A 15,309-nucleotide genomic window follows, 5' to 3' on the forward strand; every position below is an offset into this window, starting at 1 on the left:
TTTATTGACGTGTGCAAGCCGGGAGGCTATCAAATCGACGTCATTCGTTGTGGATACTAACAGGGATATGCAAATTGTACAAGAGTTGAAGGATCTCTCTTTACATAACAATAAATGTTATGATACATTTAATATTATGAAAACAATCCTTTTGCAGAACGACACACAGTTGCAGATTTTCATGCATCCCAAAAGGCAGGACATCCTGCATTTGTTGAGCATTGACGGACCGGCAACCGCAAAAATGATCAGCGATACACTGAATATGACGCCTTCGAGTGCCAAGCATCACCTGCTCAAGCTGCAAGGCTTGGGGGTGGTGGAGGAAGACCACACCCAGCTTATCCATGGCATCACAGCCACCTACTATCGAAAAGCCGAAGTGACGGTAAGCTTTGGTGCTCTCGCCCAGGAAAAACAGAAACTGGTATTGGATTTTGTTTCTCATCGTATTCAGGACGAATTGTACGCTAAACCCAGGACCCATCAGGATGCGGAAGGTCACTTTAGTGCCGACCAACTTTCGGGCATTGTTCACCTGAGTAAAGAGCAAGCCGACCAGGTCTACCAGCTCATCCGCTCCTTCATTGACTCTCATGAGCAAAAGCAACTGGGAACAGCGGCCTATGCATACTCTGTGGTGGCGTATCGTGTCTAAGAAATTTCATCCATCCTCATATATAGCCCTGCTCAGTCTGTCCTATATAGCACTGGGGGTAACCATCCCTGCGATGAGCTTGATTGTAGTGAGCAAAGGATTTTCGCTAGCACAGCTGAGTTTGGCGATGATAGTCTTTTCCCTCTCAGTGATGGCTTTTGAGGTTCCCAGCGGAATTTTTGCCGATGCCAAAGGTCGGAGAACCAGCTTTTCCGTGGGACTCTTTCTCTCGTTGGTCGGCTCGCTTTTACTGTTCAGTCCGTCGTTTATAGTACTGTGTATCGGGTTTGCCTGTACCGGTGTGGGGAGAGCCTATACAAGCGGGAGCATGGATGCATTGATGATTGAACGAGGATTGAAGGCTGACAGAAAACTTGAGGACCTCGTGTTCGCCTTGGATATAAATTCTGGAATTTCCTTGAGCGGCGGATCGCTGCTGGGGGGATTGCTTCTGAGCATGGGTTCCCAGCAGGGGAATCTCACCGGCTTGGTCCTGGCTGTCCGCTTCCTTCTTGTTGCGTCGGCATTGGTTTTGCTTCCGTTGTTGATACCCAAGGATTCGGTAGTACAAGGCTCTTCGGTTACTTTCGGAACCCAAGCAAAACAGCTTGGACGCACGCTTTCCTCTTCTTCCTTTCTGCTGGCTTTCAGTATCAGCGTCATTGTCCAGGGAATGCTGTTGGCATCACTGGAAAGTTACTGGCAACCTTATCTGAAGCAGTTGTTGGAATCTGATTCCCAGCTTTGGATCCTCGGTTTGATTGCCGCTTCCATTTTTGCCATCGGTGTCCTGGGTTCAATGATAGGTAAGCGTTTTCTGTCGCTCATGCGTCCTTCGGTTCTGTATTGTTTGGCATGTATCAGTATTTTCATCCTACAACTGTTCCTCTCACAATCTCATACAATCGCTCAGTTTCTAGTCTTGTATGAGCTCATCTATCTGTTGTTGGGAGTGGTCTCAGTTGTGGGAATGTACCTTTTGAACAAGGAAGCGTCCGATATGGTGAGAACCTCACTTGCCAGTGTCTCTTCCTTCTGTCTGCAAAGTGGGGGCTTGTTGGGAAATTTACTGGCCACTGTAGTATTTCTTTTCGGTGGCATCAGCAGCTATTGGGCTATTGCCTCCGTATTGGGTTTCCTATCCATGGCTGTTCTTTCTTTCTGGCTTTTACAGCGAACGCCACGTACCTGAGCTGAGCAGTTTCTTCAGTTCCTCTGCTTGCTCGTTGCTGAACTGCGCCCCCCTCTGGGTGATGATTTCGCCGGCCAGAATGGAGGCAATGATTCCAGAATCCTGAATCGAAAAGTTGTGGTATTGTCCGTATAAGAATCCTGCAGCATAGACATCACCAGCTCCGGTGGTGTCGACTGGAACTACCGGTCCCTTCACGGGAATAGCGGTAATTACCCCTTCATGGCAGATGTATGATCCTTTCTTCCCGTTTTTTACAATGGCTGTTCTGCAAAGTTTTCCCATCGATCGGCAACATTCATAGGGGTCGTAGTTGTCGAAAAGGATACGGGCTTCCTCCCGGTTGGCGAAAACGATGTCGCAACTCTCCTTGATCAAGGAAAGGAATGGTTCACGGTATCGGCCGACAGCGAAGGGATCGGCCAGGTCGAAGGAAACGGTTGTATTGTTCTGCTTGGCAATGGAAAGGGCTTTGGTAATGGCTGCTTGTTGGCTCTGGGTATCCCACATGTACCCGGTGAAATGGAAAAAATCGGCACCTGCAACCGTACTCTCGCAAACATCACCCGCTTCATAGAGGCGGTTGGCACCGAGAAAGGTGTTCATGCTTCGTTCACTGTCGGGAGTGATGAGAATGACCGTTGAACCGGTCATCTCCTTGTCAGTGGTCACCAATTCGTCCTGGACTCCCAATTTTGTAAGACGGTCGCGGTAGATTTTCCCATTCTCATCGCTGCCGATTTTGCCGGCAAGCGTTGCAGGAACCCCCAAAGAGGCCAAAGCGATGATGGTGTTCGGGCAAGATCCTCCACAGGAGTATGTGGTTTTGCGCTGCTTGCTTAATTGCAGCAACTCTTCCATCCGCTGATTTGAAATGAGCGCCATGGTTCCTTTATGAATGCCCAAGTCGACAATATCCTGCTCCTCAACACTTACGATTATGTCGATGAGAGGATTTCCTATTCCATATACCATGTGCTGCCTCTTGTTCATGTACTGGTATTCTACCATTGCTTTTGCATACAATTCAACAAGGACCTTGCGAAAGTGAATGAGCGGAGATAGGATGACAGCAAAGGGGGCGTCGATGGGTGAGTATCGCATCATAGGCGGAAACGCGGCAAGCGGAGAGGTCCAGATCAGCGGAAACAAGAATTCCGCCCTTCCTTGTCTTGCGGCCACCTTGCTGACCGACGAACCTGTTCATTTGTTGAACGTACCGGATATCGAGGATGTCCAAGTTATGATCGAACTGCTGCTTGACCTAGGTTCGACGGTAGTACGTGAGGACGCCCATAGTTATACCATTACCTCAGGGAGCAGGAATGGACTGCTCAAACGCAATCTTGTTGAGGCGGTGCGTGGCTCTATTCTCCTTCTTGGTCCATTGCTTGCCACCAACGACGAGGTTCGTCTCACCCCTCCAGGTGGTGATGTCATCGGTCTCAGGCGTTTGGATACCCATTTTATGGGGCTTACTTCCCTTGGTTCGGACTGTACGATCAACGAAGTGGGTGAGATTCATATACGATGCAGGCATAAGAGCCTCATCGGTGCAGATATTTTCTTGGATGAAGCTTCGGTCACTGCCACGGAGAATGTAATCATGGCTGCCTCCCTTGCCAAGGGCGAGAGCATTATCAACAATGCCGCCAGCGAGCCGCATGTCCAGGATGTCTGTGCAATGCTGCAGAAAATGGGTTGCCCAATTGAAGGTATTGGATCAAACCGGCTGAGGATTAAGGGCCAACAACGCTTGGGAGGCTGTGAATTTCGCTTGGGCAGTGATTATATGGAAATCGGGTCGTTCATAGGCCTTGCAGGGGCAAGCGGCGGACAGTTGTTGGTCAAGGGCGTGCAACATGAGCATTTACGGATGATACGCCTTGGGTTTGAAAGAATTGGAATAACCTTTGTCGAGGACGGTCCTTCCTCCCTGTTGGTTCCGAGGAAACAAAAACGCATTCTGACCAAGGAAGTGGGCGGCCATACGGCCAAGATTGATGATGCTCCCTGGCCGGGCTTTCCCGCTGATCTGTTAAGTATCATCACTGTCTGTGCAACACAAATGGAAGGTTCCATTCTCATTCATGAAAAAATGTTTGAGTCGAGGATGTACTTCATCGACTGGCTTATCAGGATGGGGGCGGACATTATCCTTTGTGATCCGCATCGAGCCGTGGTGAATGGACCAAGCCAACTGTTTGGGTCGACTGTAACCAGCCCTGACGTACGAGCGGGAATGGCCTTGGTTATTGCCGCCGTTTGTGCCCAAGGTGAGAGTGTAATCCAGAATATTTATCAGATTGAACGAGGATACGAGGACCTTGCGGGCAAGCTGCAGGCTCTCGGGCTGGAGATTGAGCGAACCGAGTAACTTATGGTTTCTACGTGATTTCTGAGCCATATCCACAGCGTTGTCCACAAGTTATCCACAACCTGCTTTCCACACTCTTTTCCTGCCGTGGAGAAGTGAGAAGTTGCCTAGTGTTGCAACTGTGATTTCGACGTATTCGATAAGAATGACAACTATATGCTTTACAAGTAATAAAATGAATCCCTAGCTCACAACTTCAATCTAATTTTTATATAGGTTTCATGTGGTTTTACTTACTTCATATTGATGGTAGATGTACAACAGATAAACCAGTTGTCAACAGGTTATCCACAAGCTTTCCTCGATTCGGAAAGAGTAGGTAAATCACCTCTCGACAGTACTTACAAGATATTTTCACCCGATAAGAAAATAGGTTTGTTATGCACAGAACTTGTGGATAGCCTCTCCCTCTTTCTTACAAATTCTTACATTGTTCAAACACCATTGTTGTGGTAGGCTGGAATTAGCGATACAGGGGGGAATGTGAAGCAGAGAACCTGGGTGGCCAGCACTATCCTCATTTTATTATCAACGATTCTTCTTATTGCTTTGTCCCTGATCACCCTGATGCGTGTCGAGAGTGTTTACACCACTACTACCGCACAAAGCATCGAGCAATTGAAACGCCAGTTTCTCTATGATGCAGTAAATAACCAGATCAAGCGCATCGACACCCAGCGTGCGCTTGCCCAGCAATACTTCCTTGAGGAGTTGGACAGGACTCTGTGCATGGTCGATCACTTGTATGAGAGCGGCCTTGAGCACGCCAATCAAATCACTTCCTATTTCACCAGCGAGGCAAATGCCTTGTGGACGGCAATCCTGTGGGAAAAGAACACTGAAAAGGTGCTGCTAGACAATCATGATTTGGTGAGGGCAGGTGTTCATCCGGTAGAATTGGCTGATCTTCTATCCAAAGAGTATCAACTATATGCTTTCAGGTCATATGGCCCCCACACACTGTTTGTGGGCGTTCCTCAGAAGTATATCGATGACCAGGTCAAAGAACATATCGCCAGAGAGATATATGACTCTGCCTATTCGGAGAATTCGTATATATGGGTGAATGAGGTGATCAACTATGAGGGAGGTGATGACTATGCCATCAGGCGCATTCACCCGAACCTGAGAGATAGTGTGGGAACCCTGTTATCCACGAACATGACCGATGTGAAGGGGACGACTCCCTACAAGACTGAACTGGAAGGGGTGAAACAGCATGGTGAGCTCTTCTTTACATACTTTTTCAAGAAAAAGGATAGTGAGACAATCTCTGAGAAACTCACCTACGCCAAGCTCTACAAGGATTTTGACTGGGTAGTTGCGATGGGCATCCACCTCGATGATCTGTCAGCCTATGTGGATATCACTACCGGTCAGAGTACAAAGATTGTTCGTCAGATAACTCCTGTATTCCTTGTTTCCATACTGGGTATCTTCATCCTGCATTCCTTGCTCCTGATGTTGCTCGAACATACGAGAAACAAGAAAAGTGAGCATATTCTTGAGGAACAGGTCTATCAGGATGCCCTCACCGGTGTGGGAAACCGTCGCTATGGCCTGATGGTGCTCAAGGAGCGGTTTCTCAGATTCAAGCGAGGGGAAATTTCCGTATTGGTGGCGCTTTTCGATGTTGATTATTTCAAGCAGATCAATGATACCTATGGACACGATATTGGGGACCGATGCCTGATGCAGCTTTCCAAAGCCATCGCCCAGGTAATTTGCACGGAGAAGTCCCTCTTCCGATGGGGTGGCGATGAATTTCTGATTATTTGTCCCTTTATTCCCCAAGATGAGCTTGATCGAGTGAAAAAGACGTTGCTCGAGACTGCAAAATCTACTTCCATTGTGCATGAAGGAATTACCATCACGTTCACCATTTCTGTTGGGATATCTTCTTTTGTCTCTTCCGATGAAAGCGAGGAGCAAATTCTCAAGCGTGCCGACAAGGCATTGTATAGAGCCAAGCAACTCGGCCGTAATCGATGCGAAGTGGAGTTCTAAACAAAAAGAGTTGACAAAAAGTTGAAAGAAGCAGTATAAAGTCTCTGAAAGTTAGTTAATGCTAACTATGGAGGATTCGATATGCCCCTTTCCTTTACCCAAATCGGAGAAACGTGCACAGTGCTTTCCCTGCAAGGTGATGATACTATGAAACAGCACCTGCTTGATCTTGGGTTTATTGCCGGACAAACCGTACAGGTTGTTGGAAACAGCAGCCAGGGCATAATTCTTTCTGTGAAAGGAGTGCGGCTAGCACTCAACCGTGGTCTGGCTCACCGTATCAACGTTGCATAATACCGTTCGAAAGAACGAAAGAAGAGGATAGATAGGATGACACTAGGAGATTTACGTCCTAAGCAGAAGGCACGTGTTCTGAAAATTGGGACCCAAGGGCAGTTGCGCCAGCGCATTTTGGATATGGGGATCACCCCTATGGTTGAAGTAGAGCTTATTAAGGTAGCCCCACTTGGCGACCCTTTGGAGTTTTTGGTACGCGGATATCAGTTGAGTTTGAGAAAAAGTGATGCTTTGCTGATTGAAGTGGAAAAAGTGTAATTTTTTTTAAACCAATAGTTAGATTAAGCTAACAAATACAAGGAGTCCCTATGTCCCACCTTATTGCCCTTGCCGGCAATCCCAACTCCGGCAAGACCACGGTATTCAATGCGCTGACCGGATCAAAACAACATGTTGGAAATTGGCCTGGAGTCACGGTCGACAAGAAGGAAGGCCAATACCGCAAGGATAAGAACATAACCATTCTCGATCTTCCCGGTACATACTCTTTGAGTCCTTATAGCGCCGAGGAAATCATCACCCGCACCTATATCGTGGAGGAGAAACCCGCCTGTGTCATCAATGTCCTGGACGGTACCTCGCTGGAAAGAAATCTCTATCTCGCCCTGCAGATTATGGAAACACAGGTTCCTACCGTGCTTGCAGTAAATATGATGGATGAAGTTGCTGTCAGCGGTGATGTAATCGACTTTGTCCGCCTTGAAGCAGAGCTGGGAGTGGCTGTAGTCCCTATAGAAGCAAGAAACAACAAGGGCTTGGATTTGTTGATGGATGCAGTGATGCGGACCATCGAGACTCATCGTATTCCAAAACGGCTTGAGCTCTACGCTTTGACAGGGCAGGTGGATGAGGACACCTTGGCGGACCGACGCTATACCTATATCCAATCCTTGGTTGAGCAGAGCGTGCACAAGAAGTTGGAAAAGAGGCAGTACACTGAAAGCAGAAGCGATAAGCTGGACAAGATATTGACCCATCGTCTTTTTGCCTTGCCGGTTTTTGGCTTGGTCATGTATGGAATGTTTGCCATGACCTTCAGCGAAAACTTTCTTTTTATTCCAGGTCTTCCCAGCCCAGGGATTGCCCTCGCCACCCTGGTTGAAACAGTCTGGGGCTATTTGACCGGAGTCGTGTCTTCCTTCCTCGAATATGCCAACGCCTCCGATTGGGCCTATAGTTTGGTTATCGATGGCGCTATGGAAGGTATTGGTGCAATTTTTGGCTTCCTTCCCCTGATCTTGATCCTGTATCTGCTGATGAGCTTTTTGGAAGACAGCGGCTACATGGCTCGAGTAGCCTTTGTCATGGATCGCATTTTCCGTCGGTTTGGACTTTCCGGTCGTTCATTCATCCCTCTATTGATGGGCTTTGGCTGCTCAGTCCCTGCCATTATGGCGACACGTACCTTGGATAGTGAGAAGGATCGAAGAATAACCACGCTTTTATGTGGCTTCATGCCCTGTGGAGCGAAATTGCCGATTTTTATTATGTTTGTTTCGCTCTTTTTTGCCCAAGGCAACAAGACATTGGTACTCTTTTTCCTCTATGCTCTCAGTCTTTCAGTTTCCATTCTGGTTTCACTGGTGATCAACCGTATCGTCTACAGAGGCCAAGTCTCAAACTTTTTGATGGAGCTTCCCCAGTATCGGCTTCCAACTTTGAGGTCGGTATGGATTCACGGATTTGAGAAGGTAAAGGGTTTTGTACAGAAGGCGGGTACGGTCATTCTCGCTGCAACAATTCTTATTTGGCTGCTTTCCAACTTCAATGTCCAATCCTTTACGGGACAAAACCGGATTGAGAAGGGGACTGTACTTTCCGAGATGGATGACTCGTTCCTTGCTTCATGGGGAAAGACTATAGCCCCGGTGTTCAAGCCCGTAGGATTTGGCGCTTGGAGGCCTACGGTGGGTATTGCTACAGGTTGGGTCGCCAAGGAAATGGTGGTTGTCACCTTGGCTCAACTGTACAGCGAGGATGTCAACGAAGCGTATTTGCAACAGTATTTCTCTGACATGACCCCTGAGAAGCTCAGTGAGCTTGGTTTCTCAGAGGGAAAGTATAGCGGCGATGAAGCCTTTGATGTTTATACCCAGGCCGTTCTGATGGAAGGAGGGGATGAGCAAGCCATGCAGAGCATTCGTACCGATATTCCCACCAAGCAGGCAGCCTTGGCGTATATGGCATTCAATTTGCTCTGCATGCCCTGTTTTGCTGCAGTAGGGGCGATGAGGCGGGAACTGAAGAGCTGGCGGCGAACAGTTTCCGCAGTCGGGATTCAGATGGCAACCGCTTATGTGGCAGCACTTCTGATCAACCTGATCGGCTCATTGATTTGGTAGGAGGAACAGCGTGATAAATTATATCATTGGAATTGGAACAGTTCTCTTTCTCCTGAGTATGCTTATCAGGAGCATTCAGAGAAGACGAAGAATCAAGGCTGGCAAACAGATGCTTCAGGGTTGTAGTGGTTGTTGCTCCTCCTGTCATGATCGTTGCTCAACTTAACGCAAAATTCTCATCGCTGAACTGTAACACTCGCTGTTCCCCACTCATGATGACACTCCGTCGTAGAGTGGAGAACAGCTGTCTTACATTACCCGGCCAATCATAAGATTTAAGTTGCTTGAGGCTCTCAAAAGAAATTTCCTTTTCGAGCGAATTTATTTTCAGGTAATGCTCACAAAGCAAGGGAATATCCTCCCTATGCTCACATAAGGAAGGCATGTGGATATACGTATCGGCTATGCGGTAGAGAAAATCCCTGCGCATTACATTCTGATGGATCAACTCTGAAAGTTTTTCGTTGGATGCCGTAACAAGCCGGAAATCTGAAGTGTGTATCTGAATATCGCCATATCGACGATATTTTCCTGTCTCAAGCAAACGCAAGAGGTGTGATTGGAACTGAAGAGAAAGGTTTTCCACTTCATCGAGGAACAATGTCGATTGATGAGCTTCTTGAACAAGGCCCGGAAGTTCCGCCTTACCATCTGTGAAGGCTCCTTTGGCATGACCAAAGAACATCGAACTACCCAGCGTACTGTTGAGCAGTGAACAGTTCACTGCAACAATATTCTTATGGGGATATTTAAGGCGGTGTATATAATTGGCTGCAATCTCCTTGCCTGTTCCCGTCTCCCCATACAGATGGACCGCACAATCTTCTTGTGCATAGCGCTTAAGCTGTTCCCTGACGGCATACATGCACTCGCTTTCCCCGATCAGGTCACTGGGATGGTATGATGCTTTCTCCCGAACAGCCTCTTTCTCCTGCAACTCATCCAGATGCTCGAAGAGTTTGACGTAGTTGATTTGTGTTCGCTTCACGCAATAACATTTCAGATTATTCTTGGCCAGCACAGGTTCTGCTTGATCTTTTTCCAGGCAGAGAATGATGGGAGTCGTACTATTTCTGTCAGATAGGGTTTGTAAGAACCATTGGTATGAACCATTACCCAATCTATTGTCGACGATTAATAGCACAGGTTCTTCAGACTGCAGGGCTACCAAGGCTTTTTCCGCCAAGGAAAATTCACGGAGAAAAGCCGCTGCAAAATGCGACTTGAACTTCTCCTTGAACCGCCAATCAGAGGAGACGATGAACAAAGACATAGAAACTCCTACGTTGTGGATATAGGAAATCTCGGTTTGGCAAAAGCTGAGGAGTAACACTGTATACGATTATTTCCATCCCGAAGTGTGGAATCGGGAGTGCGCTTCTTCTACTCTCGTTACAAGAGGTGTACCGGTTTATTTTTATGATTGTGTGAGAAGCACTTGTATGGCTGCAAGAGCGTATATCCCGGCTGTCTCACTTCGGAGGATATTGGTCTTCAAAACGACAGGTTTGAACCCTTCTTTCTCAAGAAACGTGCATTCCTCATCACTGAAACCCCCTTCAGGGCCGATGAGGACACATACCGGCTTATCCAGTGGATGGTCCTTGAGCAAGGAAGTGAGCGTCTGCTGCTCTTCAGAACGAGTGCTTTGGTGAAAGAAAATGGCCAGCCCTTGGCCGTCCCACCAGGAAGGTACATCGCGTAAGTCCAACACTTGGGGAACAAGGTTGGTCGCAATGGGGGACCCGCTTTGCTGAAGAGCTTCCTTAATCTGGGCTTCAAGCCGGTCGAAACGGGCACGTACAGCTTTGTCTTTTTTATCTGATAGGTCGGTAACGCAATACCTGCTACTGACCAGGGCAAGCGTTGTTGCCCCGATCTCAGTAGCCTGCCGGAAAATTTGTTCCTCTTTCTTTCCTTTGCACAGACACTGCAGCAGTACAAGGTTTGGATAGGGGCCTTGGTAAGAGGGCAGGGTATCGGTTGTCTCTACCTGCATACCCGGTTCAACGAGCTTGCAGGAGAGGGTGCAGCTTTGATTCTTGATCTCAGTGAGGGTAAGCAGGAATTTCCGGCCTTGCCCGTCAAGCCCAAGAATCTGCTGCCCGATCTGCAAACGCAATACTCTGGTCAGATACTGACTTTCCTTGCCTTCCAGCTCCAACAAAGGCTCCCCGTCGAAAGAACGGGGAAGAACTAACTGCCTCATTTCCCCGTCCTGATGAACTGGACCGCACGATTGAGTTGCTTGTCAAAGGTGGCATCGGCGATAGGCCGCTTGTCGTAGGGCATTTTTGATAGGTACTCATTGCGGACCAACAGCGCCAGTACTTCCTCATCGATGCCTCGCTGGGTGTACTGGGAAGCGAAGCGGCGGATGTTCTCTTCACTTGCTTCAGGATTATCCTGTACGAAGGTGCTGATCACCTTATCGGTCATCAGCTGCTCGAAGGCCGGAATCTCCTCATCTGAAAGCTGAATATCCTCAACAAGAATGTCAGGCTCGATGCCCAGCTTATGAATATTCTCCCCATTGGGCGTGTAGTAGTGGGCTGTGGTCACTTGGGCAAAACCTTCTCCAAAGCGGAATACATCCTGTACTATTCCCTTGCCGAACGTCTTTGTTCCGATGAGTGTCGCCCTTCCATTGTCTTTCATGGCAGCTGCAAAAATCTCAGCAGAGGAAGCCGAACCGGTGTTGGTGAGAATCACAATAGGTAGTTTCTGTAGTACTTCCGCACTCCCGGTGGAGATGTACCGTTGGTCGCGCATCGTACCTTTCTTTCCTTGGATGGTGACTAAGGTCTTGCCCTCCTCGAGGAAGATGTTTGCCGATTGCATAGCTCCGTCCACTGCTCCACCTGAATTATTGCGTTCGTCGATAATCAAGCCAACGATGTTCTGTTTCATCAGTTTTTGAACGTTTTCGAGCAACTGAGTGCCTGTCTGAGGGGTGAATTCTGAGAGAATGATGTAGCCAATATTTCCCTCGATAATACCGCTGTCGACTGTAGGAGCTGTGATGCGCTCACGTTTGAGCGTCAAATCGAAGGAAGTTCCATTGCGATAGACGGTGATTGTTACCGTGGTACCGGCTTCCCCCCTGAGCTTCATGCTCGCTTCATAGCTGGTCAGTTCATCCACCTTTTCTCCATCGATGTGACTGATCAGGTCACCGGCCATCAAACCGGCTCGTTGGGCCGGGGACCCGGGGAACGGACTGACGATGGTAATCATATAGGTGGAGGGAATGGAAGGATCGATACTCTCGGTGGAGGGTTTGTTCAGATAGGTTCCAATTCCCCCATATACCCCGCTGGTCTCTTCTTGGTACTCCTGTGCCTTGGTAGGGGGCACATAAAAGGAATAGGGGTCGTCCAAGGATGCAATGAGGGCGGAAGCAAGGTCGTTAAACAACTTCTGCTTGTCAACCTCATTGATGTAGATCGAGTCGACATATCGGTACAGCCGTTCCAGCGAGGCCATATCGATTGTAATTTGGTCTGCTTCCATGCTTGTCTTGGAGGAAAGCGGAGCTGCCAAGATTTGCTCCATCGAACCGCCTGCGAACAAGGGCAGGAATATCAGCAATACTATGAAACTAAGGCTAAGCCTACGTATAAATGTTTTTCTCATATACTGAATATACAGTATCAGAAGAAAAACGGCTAGGTTTTGTAGTATTGACCACACCTGTATAGCACATTACACTTGCCCCATGACGCAATTTATCACCTTCCCCAGCTGGATTTCGCCACAAATAATACCCGGCTTACCCCTGCGGTGGTATGGTCTGATGTACGTAGTGGCCTTTTCGTTTGCCTACCTGATGATCCGCATTCAAGCTCGAAAAGGTGATATCGCCCTCGATGCCGACCAAAGTCTCAATCTGGTGCTCTACTGTGTTGTAGGGCTGGTAGTCGGAGCCAGGCTTTTTTCTGTTTTGTTCTATGACGGAACCCCCTATTACTGGACCCATCCCTGGATGATATTCTGGCCGTTTAGAGGTGGCCAATTTGTCGGTCTTCCGGGTATGAGTTATCACGGCGGACTGGTTGGTGCCATTGTCGGTGCCTTGCTTTTCAGCCGTAATTACCATTTCAGCTTTCTTTTACTTGCCGATACAGTCAGCTATGCAGCTCCCTTGGGTTATACGTTCGGTCGGTTGGGAAACTTCATCAACGGCGAGCTTTTCGGGCGAGTCTCCACCAAGCCTTGGGCGATTGTCTTTCCTGACGCCCCCTTGTTCTCCACCAACTATGCATGGGTGCGAACCATTGCCGATTCACTTGGCATGGCATATCAGAGAGGAGACCTTGTAAACCTGCCACGCCATCCAAGCCAGCTGTATGAAGCCCTGTTTGAAGGGATCCTGCTTTTTTGTTTCCTATGGTTCGTTATCAGAAAGCGAAAGAACCTGGTTGCCGGTTCGGGTCTCGCCTGGTATATGATCGGGTATGGGACGGTGAGGTTCTTCATTGAGTACTTCCGCTCTCCCGACGAGAACCTTGGCTACATTCTTGCCTTCGGAAAAGAGTCGGATACCATTGCCTTGTTCCAATCCTTTTTCAACTTCTCCATGGGACAGCTCTTCTGCCTTGCCATGGTATTCACGGGAATAATATTTGCTCTCATCTTGCGACGAAATAAAGGAGCCTTGCATGCCTCACATCGATGAAAGGATAGCTTCACTACGAAGCCAACTGACAAAACAGAATCTTGATGCATGGATCATAAATGGAACCGATCCCCATCAGAGTGAATATGTTTGTAAACGGTATAGAACCCGAGAATGGATCAGCTCATTTACCGGCAGTGCCGGAACGGTTGTCATCACCCGTGAAGCTGCTCTTTTATGGGTTGATTCACGGTATTTCATCCAAGCCCAACAGCAGATTGAGGGTAGTGAATTTGTCATGATGAAGGTCGATACCCCTTCGTACCCCGATCCCTATACCTACCTCTCTGATAATCTGCAGGAAGGGGCCAAGGTAGGCATCGACAGTGCAACCCTGACCGTCGCTGCCAAAGCCTCCTTGGAGGCCTCGTTTGCAGGAAAGCTTGAACTGGTTCCTTGCTCTGATGTTCTGGATGCCATCTGGCTTGACAGGCCACGTATCCCTTCTCAGAAGGTGGTCGTGGTCCCCAATGAAATAGCAGGCTTCAGTGCGGTACAGAAGCTTGCGATGCTTCGCCTCGCCATGGCTCAGAAAGGGTGTGACTATACCATTGTTTCCAGCCTTGATGATATTGCATGGATCACCAATCTCAGGGGCAGTGATGTCTCGTACAACCCTGTCTTCCTCTCTTATTTGATAGTCGGCAGACAGCAAGCCTGGCTTTTTACCAATCCTGACCGTTTTGATGCAGAAACACTGAGCCAAGTCAAAGAGGATTTTGAAATTCTTGCATATGAGCAAGTAGTGCCAACGCTTTCGACTTTGGTAAAAAAAGAGGATGTCATCTATTTCAATCCTGAGAAGACCAACCTGCTGTTGTTTGCCTCGTTTGCTCATAACAAGAGCGTTACCGGACGTGATATCTCCACCGATTTGAAGGCAAGCAAGAATGAGACTGAGCTTCAGGGTATGAGGAGAGCTCACTTGCTCGATGGCGTTGCGTTGGTGAATTTTCTTGCCGGTTTGGATACCAAGGCAGGCAAGTACACTGAAATTGAGATAAGCGATCTACTCAAGGTACAGCGTCAGCGCAATGCTGATTGTCTTGGCGAATCGTTCTCCCCTATCAGCGGATGGGCTGCTCATGGAGCTATGTGTCACTACAGTGCCGATGAGAAGAGTAATGCCACCGTAGAGGGTGATGGCCTTTTGGTTCTCGATACCGGGGGTATGTATACCTTCGGTCTGACCGATGTTACCAGAACCATTCTCTTCGGCAATGCCACCGATGAGCAAAAGCGTGACTATACCTTGGTACTGAAAGGCAATCTTGCCCTCGCAGGCATGCGTTTTCCTGAAGGAACCTGTGGGTATCAGTTGGATGTGCTTGCAAGGCAGTTCCTTTGGCAGCAGGGGCTGAGTTATTTCCATGGTACCGGGCATGGGCTTGGTTTCAGGCTTTGTGTGCATGAAGGACCTCAGTCGATCAGTCCCAAGCCGCTTGCCGTACCTTTGAAAAAAGGCATGATCGTCAGTGATGAGCCGGGAATTTACAAGGAAGGCCGGCATGGAATCCGCATCGAGAACATCCTTGCAATCAGAGACGATGTGAAAACGGAATTCGGGCAGTTCTTGAGCTTTGAAGTCTTGACCATCTGTCCGTTTGAACGCACCTTGATAGATAAGAAGCTGCTTACAGAGGTGGAGATTGCAATGGTGGACGCCTACCATCGATGGGTCTATGAGGAGCTGAAGGACTTGGTTGACAGTACTGCACTGCCATACTTGGAAAGAGCTACCGAACGTTTGTAAGCAGA

General features: G+C 48.3%; 13 protein-coding genes. 9 read left to right on the forward strand and 4 right to left on the reverse strand.

All coding sequences use genetic code 11. The features are described from left to right. The first annotated feature begins 136 nt into the window (after nt 1-136). Both SPIBUDDY_RS15520 and SPIBUDDY_RS00065 read left to right on the forward strand, forming a co-directional pair. Nucleotides 137-658: an ArsR/SmtB family transcription factor gene (locus SPIBUDDY_RS15520; protein WP_049787843.1), complete on the forward strand. Its 522-nt coding sequence runs from the start codon at nt 137-139 to the stop codon at nt 656-658. Further along, nucleotides 651-1,850 carry an MFS transporter gene (locus SPIBUDDY_RS00065; RefSeq protein WP_041380437.1) on the forward strand — a complete coding sequence of 400 codons (1,200 nt, stop codon included), beginning with the start codon at nt 651-653 and terminating at the stop codon, nt 1,848-1,850. The genes SPIBUDDY_RS15520 and SPIBUDDY_RS00065 overlap by 8 nt, the downstream gene beginning before the upstream one ends. Here the strand turns inward: SPIBUDDY_RS00065 and SPIBUDDY_RS00070 are convergent. Beyond that, nucleotides 1,827-2,957 carry an adenosine kinase gene (locus tag SPIBUDDY_RS00070; RefSeq protein ID WP_245523786.1) on the reverse strand — a complete coding sequence of 377 codons (1,131 nt, stop codon included), beginning with the start codon at nt 2,955-2,957 and terminating at the stop codon, nt 1,827-1,829. The two genes, SPIBUDDY_RS00065 and SPIBUDDY_RS00070, sit on opposite strands and share 24 nt — an antisense overlap. On the opposite strand from SPIBUDDY_RS00070, the gene murA reads away from it, so the two are divergent. The 5 genes from murA to feoB all read left to right on the forward strand — a co-directional run bounded on the left by murA (nt 2,938) and on the right by feoB (nt 8,873). Further along, complete coding sequence (murA, locus tag SPIBUDDY_RS00075; protein ID WP_041380438.1) at nt 2,938-4,227, forward strand: UDP-N-acetylglucosamine 1-carboxyvinyltransferase; 1,290 nt, start codon at nt 2,938-2,940, stop codon at nt 4,225-4,227. The genes SPIBUDDY_RS00070 and murA overlap by 20 nt on opposite strands. Nucleotides 4,228-4,710: 483 nt before the next feature. After that, the gene (locus SPIBUDDY_RS00080) at nt 4,711-6,234 is read left to right on the forward strand and encodes a sensor domain-containing diguanylate cyclase (RefSeq protein WP_013605715.1); all 1,524 of its coding nucleotides are present in this window, start codon (nt 4,711-4,713) and stop codon (nt 6,232-6,234) included. An 81-nt stretch (nt 6,235-6,315) separates the two neighbouring features. Beyond that, nucleotides 6,316-6,528, forward strand: coding sequence for a FeoA family protein (locus SPIBUDDY_RS00085; RefSeq protein ID WP_013605716.1), 213 nt, complete (start codon nt 6,316-6,318; stop codon nt 6,526-6,528). A gap of 36 nt (nt 6,529-6,564) precedes the next feature. Continuing rightward, on the forward strand, nt 6,565-6,789 hold the full coding sequence (locus SPIBUDDY_RS00090) for a FeoA family protein (protein WP_013605717.1): 225 nt from the start codon (nt 6,565-6,567) through the stop codon (nt 6,787-6,789). A gap of 50 nt (nt 6,790-6,839) precedes the next feature. Continuing rightward, nucleotides 6,840-8,873, forward strand: a complete 2,034-nt coding sequence (feoB, locus tag SPIBUDDY_RS00095) for a ferrous iron transport protein B (protein WP_013605718.1) — start codon at nt 6,840-6,842, stop codon at nt 8,871-8,873. A 157-nt stretch (nt 8,874-9,030) separates the two neighbouring features. Here feoB and SPIBUDDY_RS15525 read toward each other — a convergent pair whose 3' ends face one another. The 3 genes from SPIBUDDY_RS15525 to SPIBUDDY_RS00110 form a co-directional block, all read right to left on the reverse strand. Continuing rightward, entirely contained in the window at nt 9,031-10,146 is a 1,116-nt protein-coding gene (locus SPIBUDDY_RS15525; RefSeq protein WP_013605719.1) for a sigma-54-dependent transcriptional regulator, read from the reverse strand. Nucleotides 10,147-10,290: 144 nt separating this feature from the next. Beyond that, nucleotides 10,291-11,082: an RsmE family RNA methyltransferase gene (locus tag SPIBUDDY_RS00105; protein WP_013605720.1), complete on the reverse strand. Its 792-nt coding sequence runs from the start codon at nt 11,080-11,082 to the stop codon at nt 10,291-10,293. Continuing rightward, nucleotides 11,079-12,509 (reverse strand): S41 family peptidase, encoded by a 1,431-nt coding sequence (locus SPIBUDDY_RS00110; RefSeq protein ID WP_041380439.1) that lies wholly within the window; start codon nt 12,507-12,509, stop codon nt 11,079-11,081. The genes SPIBUDDY_RS00105 and SPIBUDDY_RS00110 overlap by 4 nt, the downstream gene beginning before the upstream one ends. Nucleotides 12,510-12,591: 82 nt before the next feature. Between SPIBUDDY_RS00110 and lgt the strand changes: the two genes are divergently transcribed. Next, nucleotides 12,592-13,551 (forward strand): prolipoprotein diacylglyceryl transferase, encoded by a 960-nt coding sequence (gene lgt / locus SPIBUDDY_RS00115; RefSeq protein WP_013605722.1) that lies wholly within the window; start codon nt 12,592-12,594, stop codon nt 13,549-13,551. Continuing rightward, on the forward strand, nt 13,535-15,304 hold the full coding sequence (locus SPIBUDDY_RS00120; protein WP_013605723.1) for an aminopeptidase P family protein: 1,770 nt from the start codon (nt 13,535-13,537) through the stop codon (nt 15,302-15,304). Before lgt ends, SPIBUDDY_RS00120 begins: the two co-directional genes overlap by 17 nt. The last annotated feature ends 5 nt before the right edge of the window (nt 15,305-15,309 follow it).

The organism is Sphaerochaeta globosa str. Buddy, from assembly GCF_000190435.1.
Classification (GTDB): Bacteria; Spirochaetota; Spirochaetia; order Sphaerochaetales; family Sphaerochaetaceae; genus Sphaerochaeta; species Sphaerochaeta globosa.

Excerpts from the sequence above, each read along its gene's own strand:
- SPIBUDDY_RS00085 (WP_013605716.1), top strand. The coding sequence starts at position 6,316 with ATGCCCCTTTCCTTTACCCAAATCGGAGAAACGTGCACAGTGCTTTCC.
- SPIBUDDY_RS00090 (WP_013605717.1), top strand. The coding sequence starts at position 6,565 with ATGACACTAGGAGATTTACGTCCTAAGCAGAAGGCACGTGTTCTGAAA.
- feoB (WP_013605718.1), top strand. The coding sequence starts at position 6,840 with ATGTCCCACCTTATTGCCCTTGCCGGCAATCCCAACTCCGGCAAGACC.
- SPIBUDDY_RS00110 (WP_041380439.1), bottom strand. The coding sequence starts at position 12,509 with ATGAGAAAAACATTTATACGTAGGCTTAGCCTTAGTTTCATAGTATTG.
- SPIBUDDY_RS00120 (WP_013605723.1), top strand. The coding sequence starts at position 13,535 with ATGCCTCACATCGATGAAAGGATAGCTTCACTACGAAGCCAACTGACA.
- SPIBUDDY_RS00070 (WP_245523786.1), bottom strand. The coding sequence starts at position 2,957 with ATGATGCGATACTCACCCATCGACGCCCCCTTTGCTGTCATCCTATCT.
- SPIBUDDY_RS15520 (WP_049787843.1), top strand. The coding sequence starts at position 137 with ATGAAAACAATCCTTTTGCAGAACGACACACAGTTGCAGATTTTCATG.
- SPIBUDDY_RS00105 (WP_013605720.1), bottom strand. The coding sequence starts at position 11,082 with ATGAGGCAGTTAGTTCTTCCCCGTTCTTTCGACGGGGAGCCTTTGTTG.
- lgt (WP_013605722.1), top strand. The coding sequence starts at position 12,592 with ATGACGCAATTTATCACCTTCCCCAGCTGGATTTCGCCACAAATAATA.
- SPIBUDDY_RS15525 (WP_013605719.1), bottom strand. The coding sequence starts at position 10,146 with ATGTCTTTGTTCATCGTCTCCTCTGATTGGCGGTTCAAGGAGAAGTTC.
- murA (WP_041380438.1), top strand. The coding sequence starts at position 2,938 with ATGGGTGAGTATCGCATCATAGGCGGAAACGCGGCAAGCGGAGAGGTC.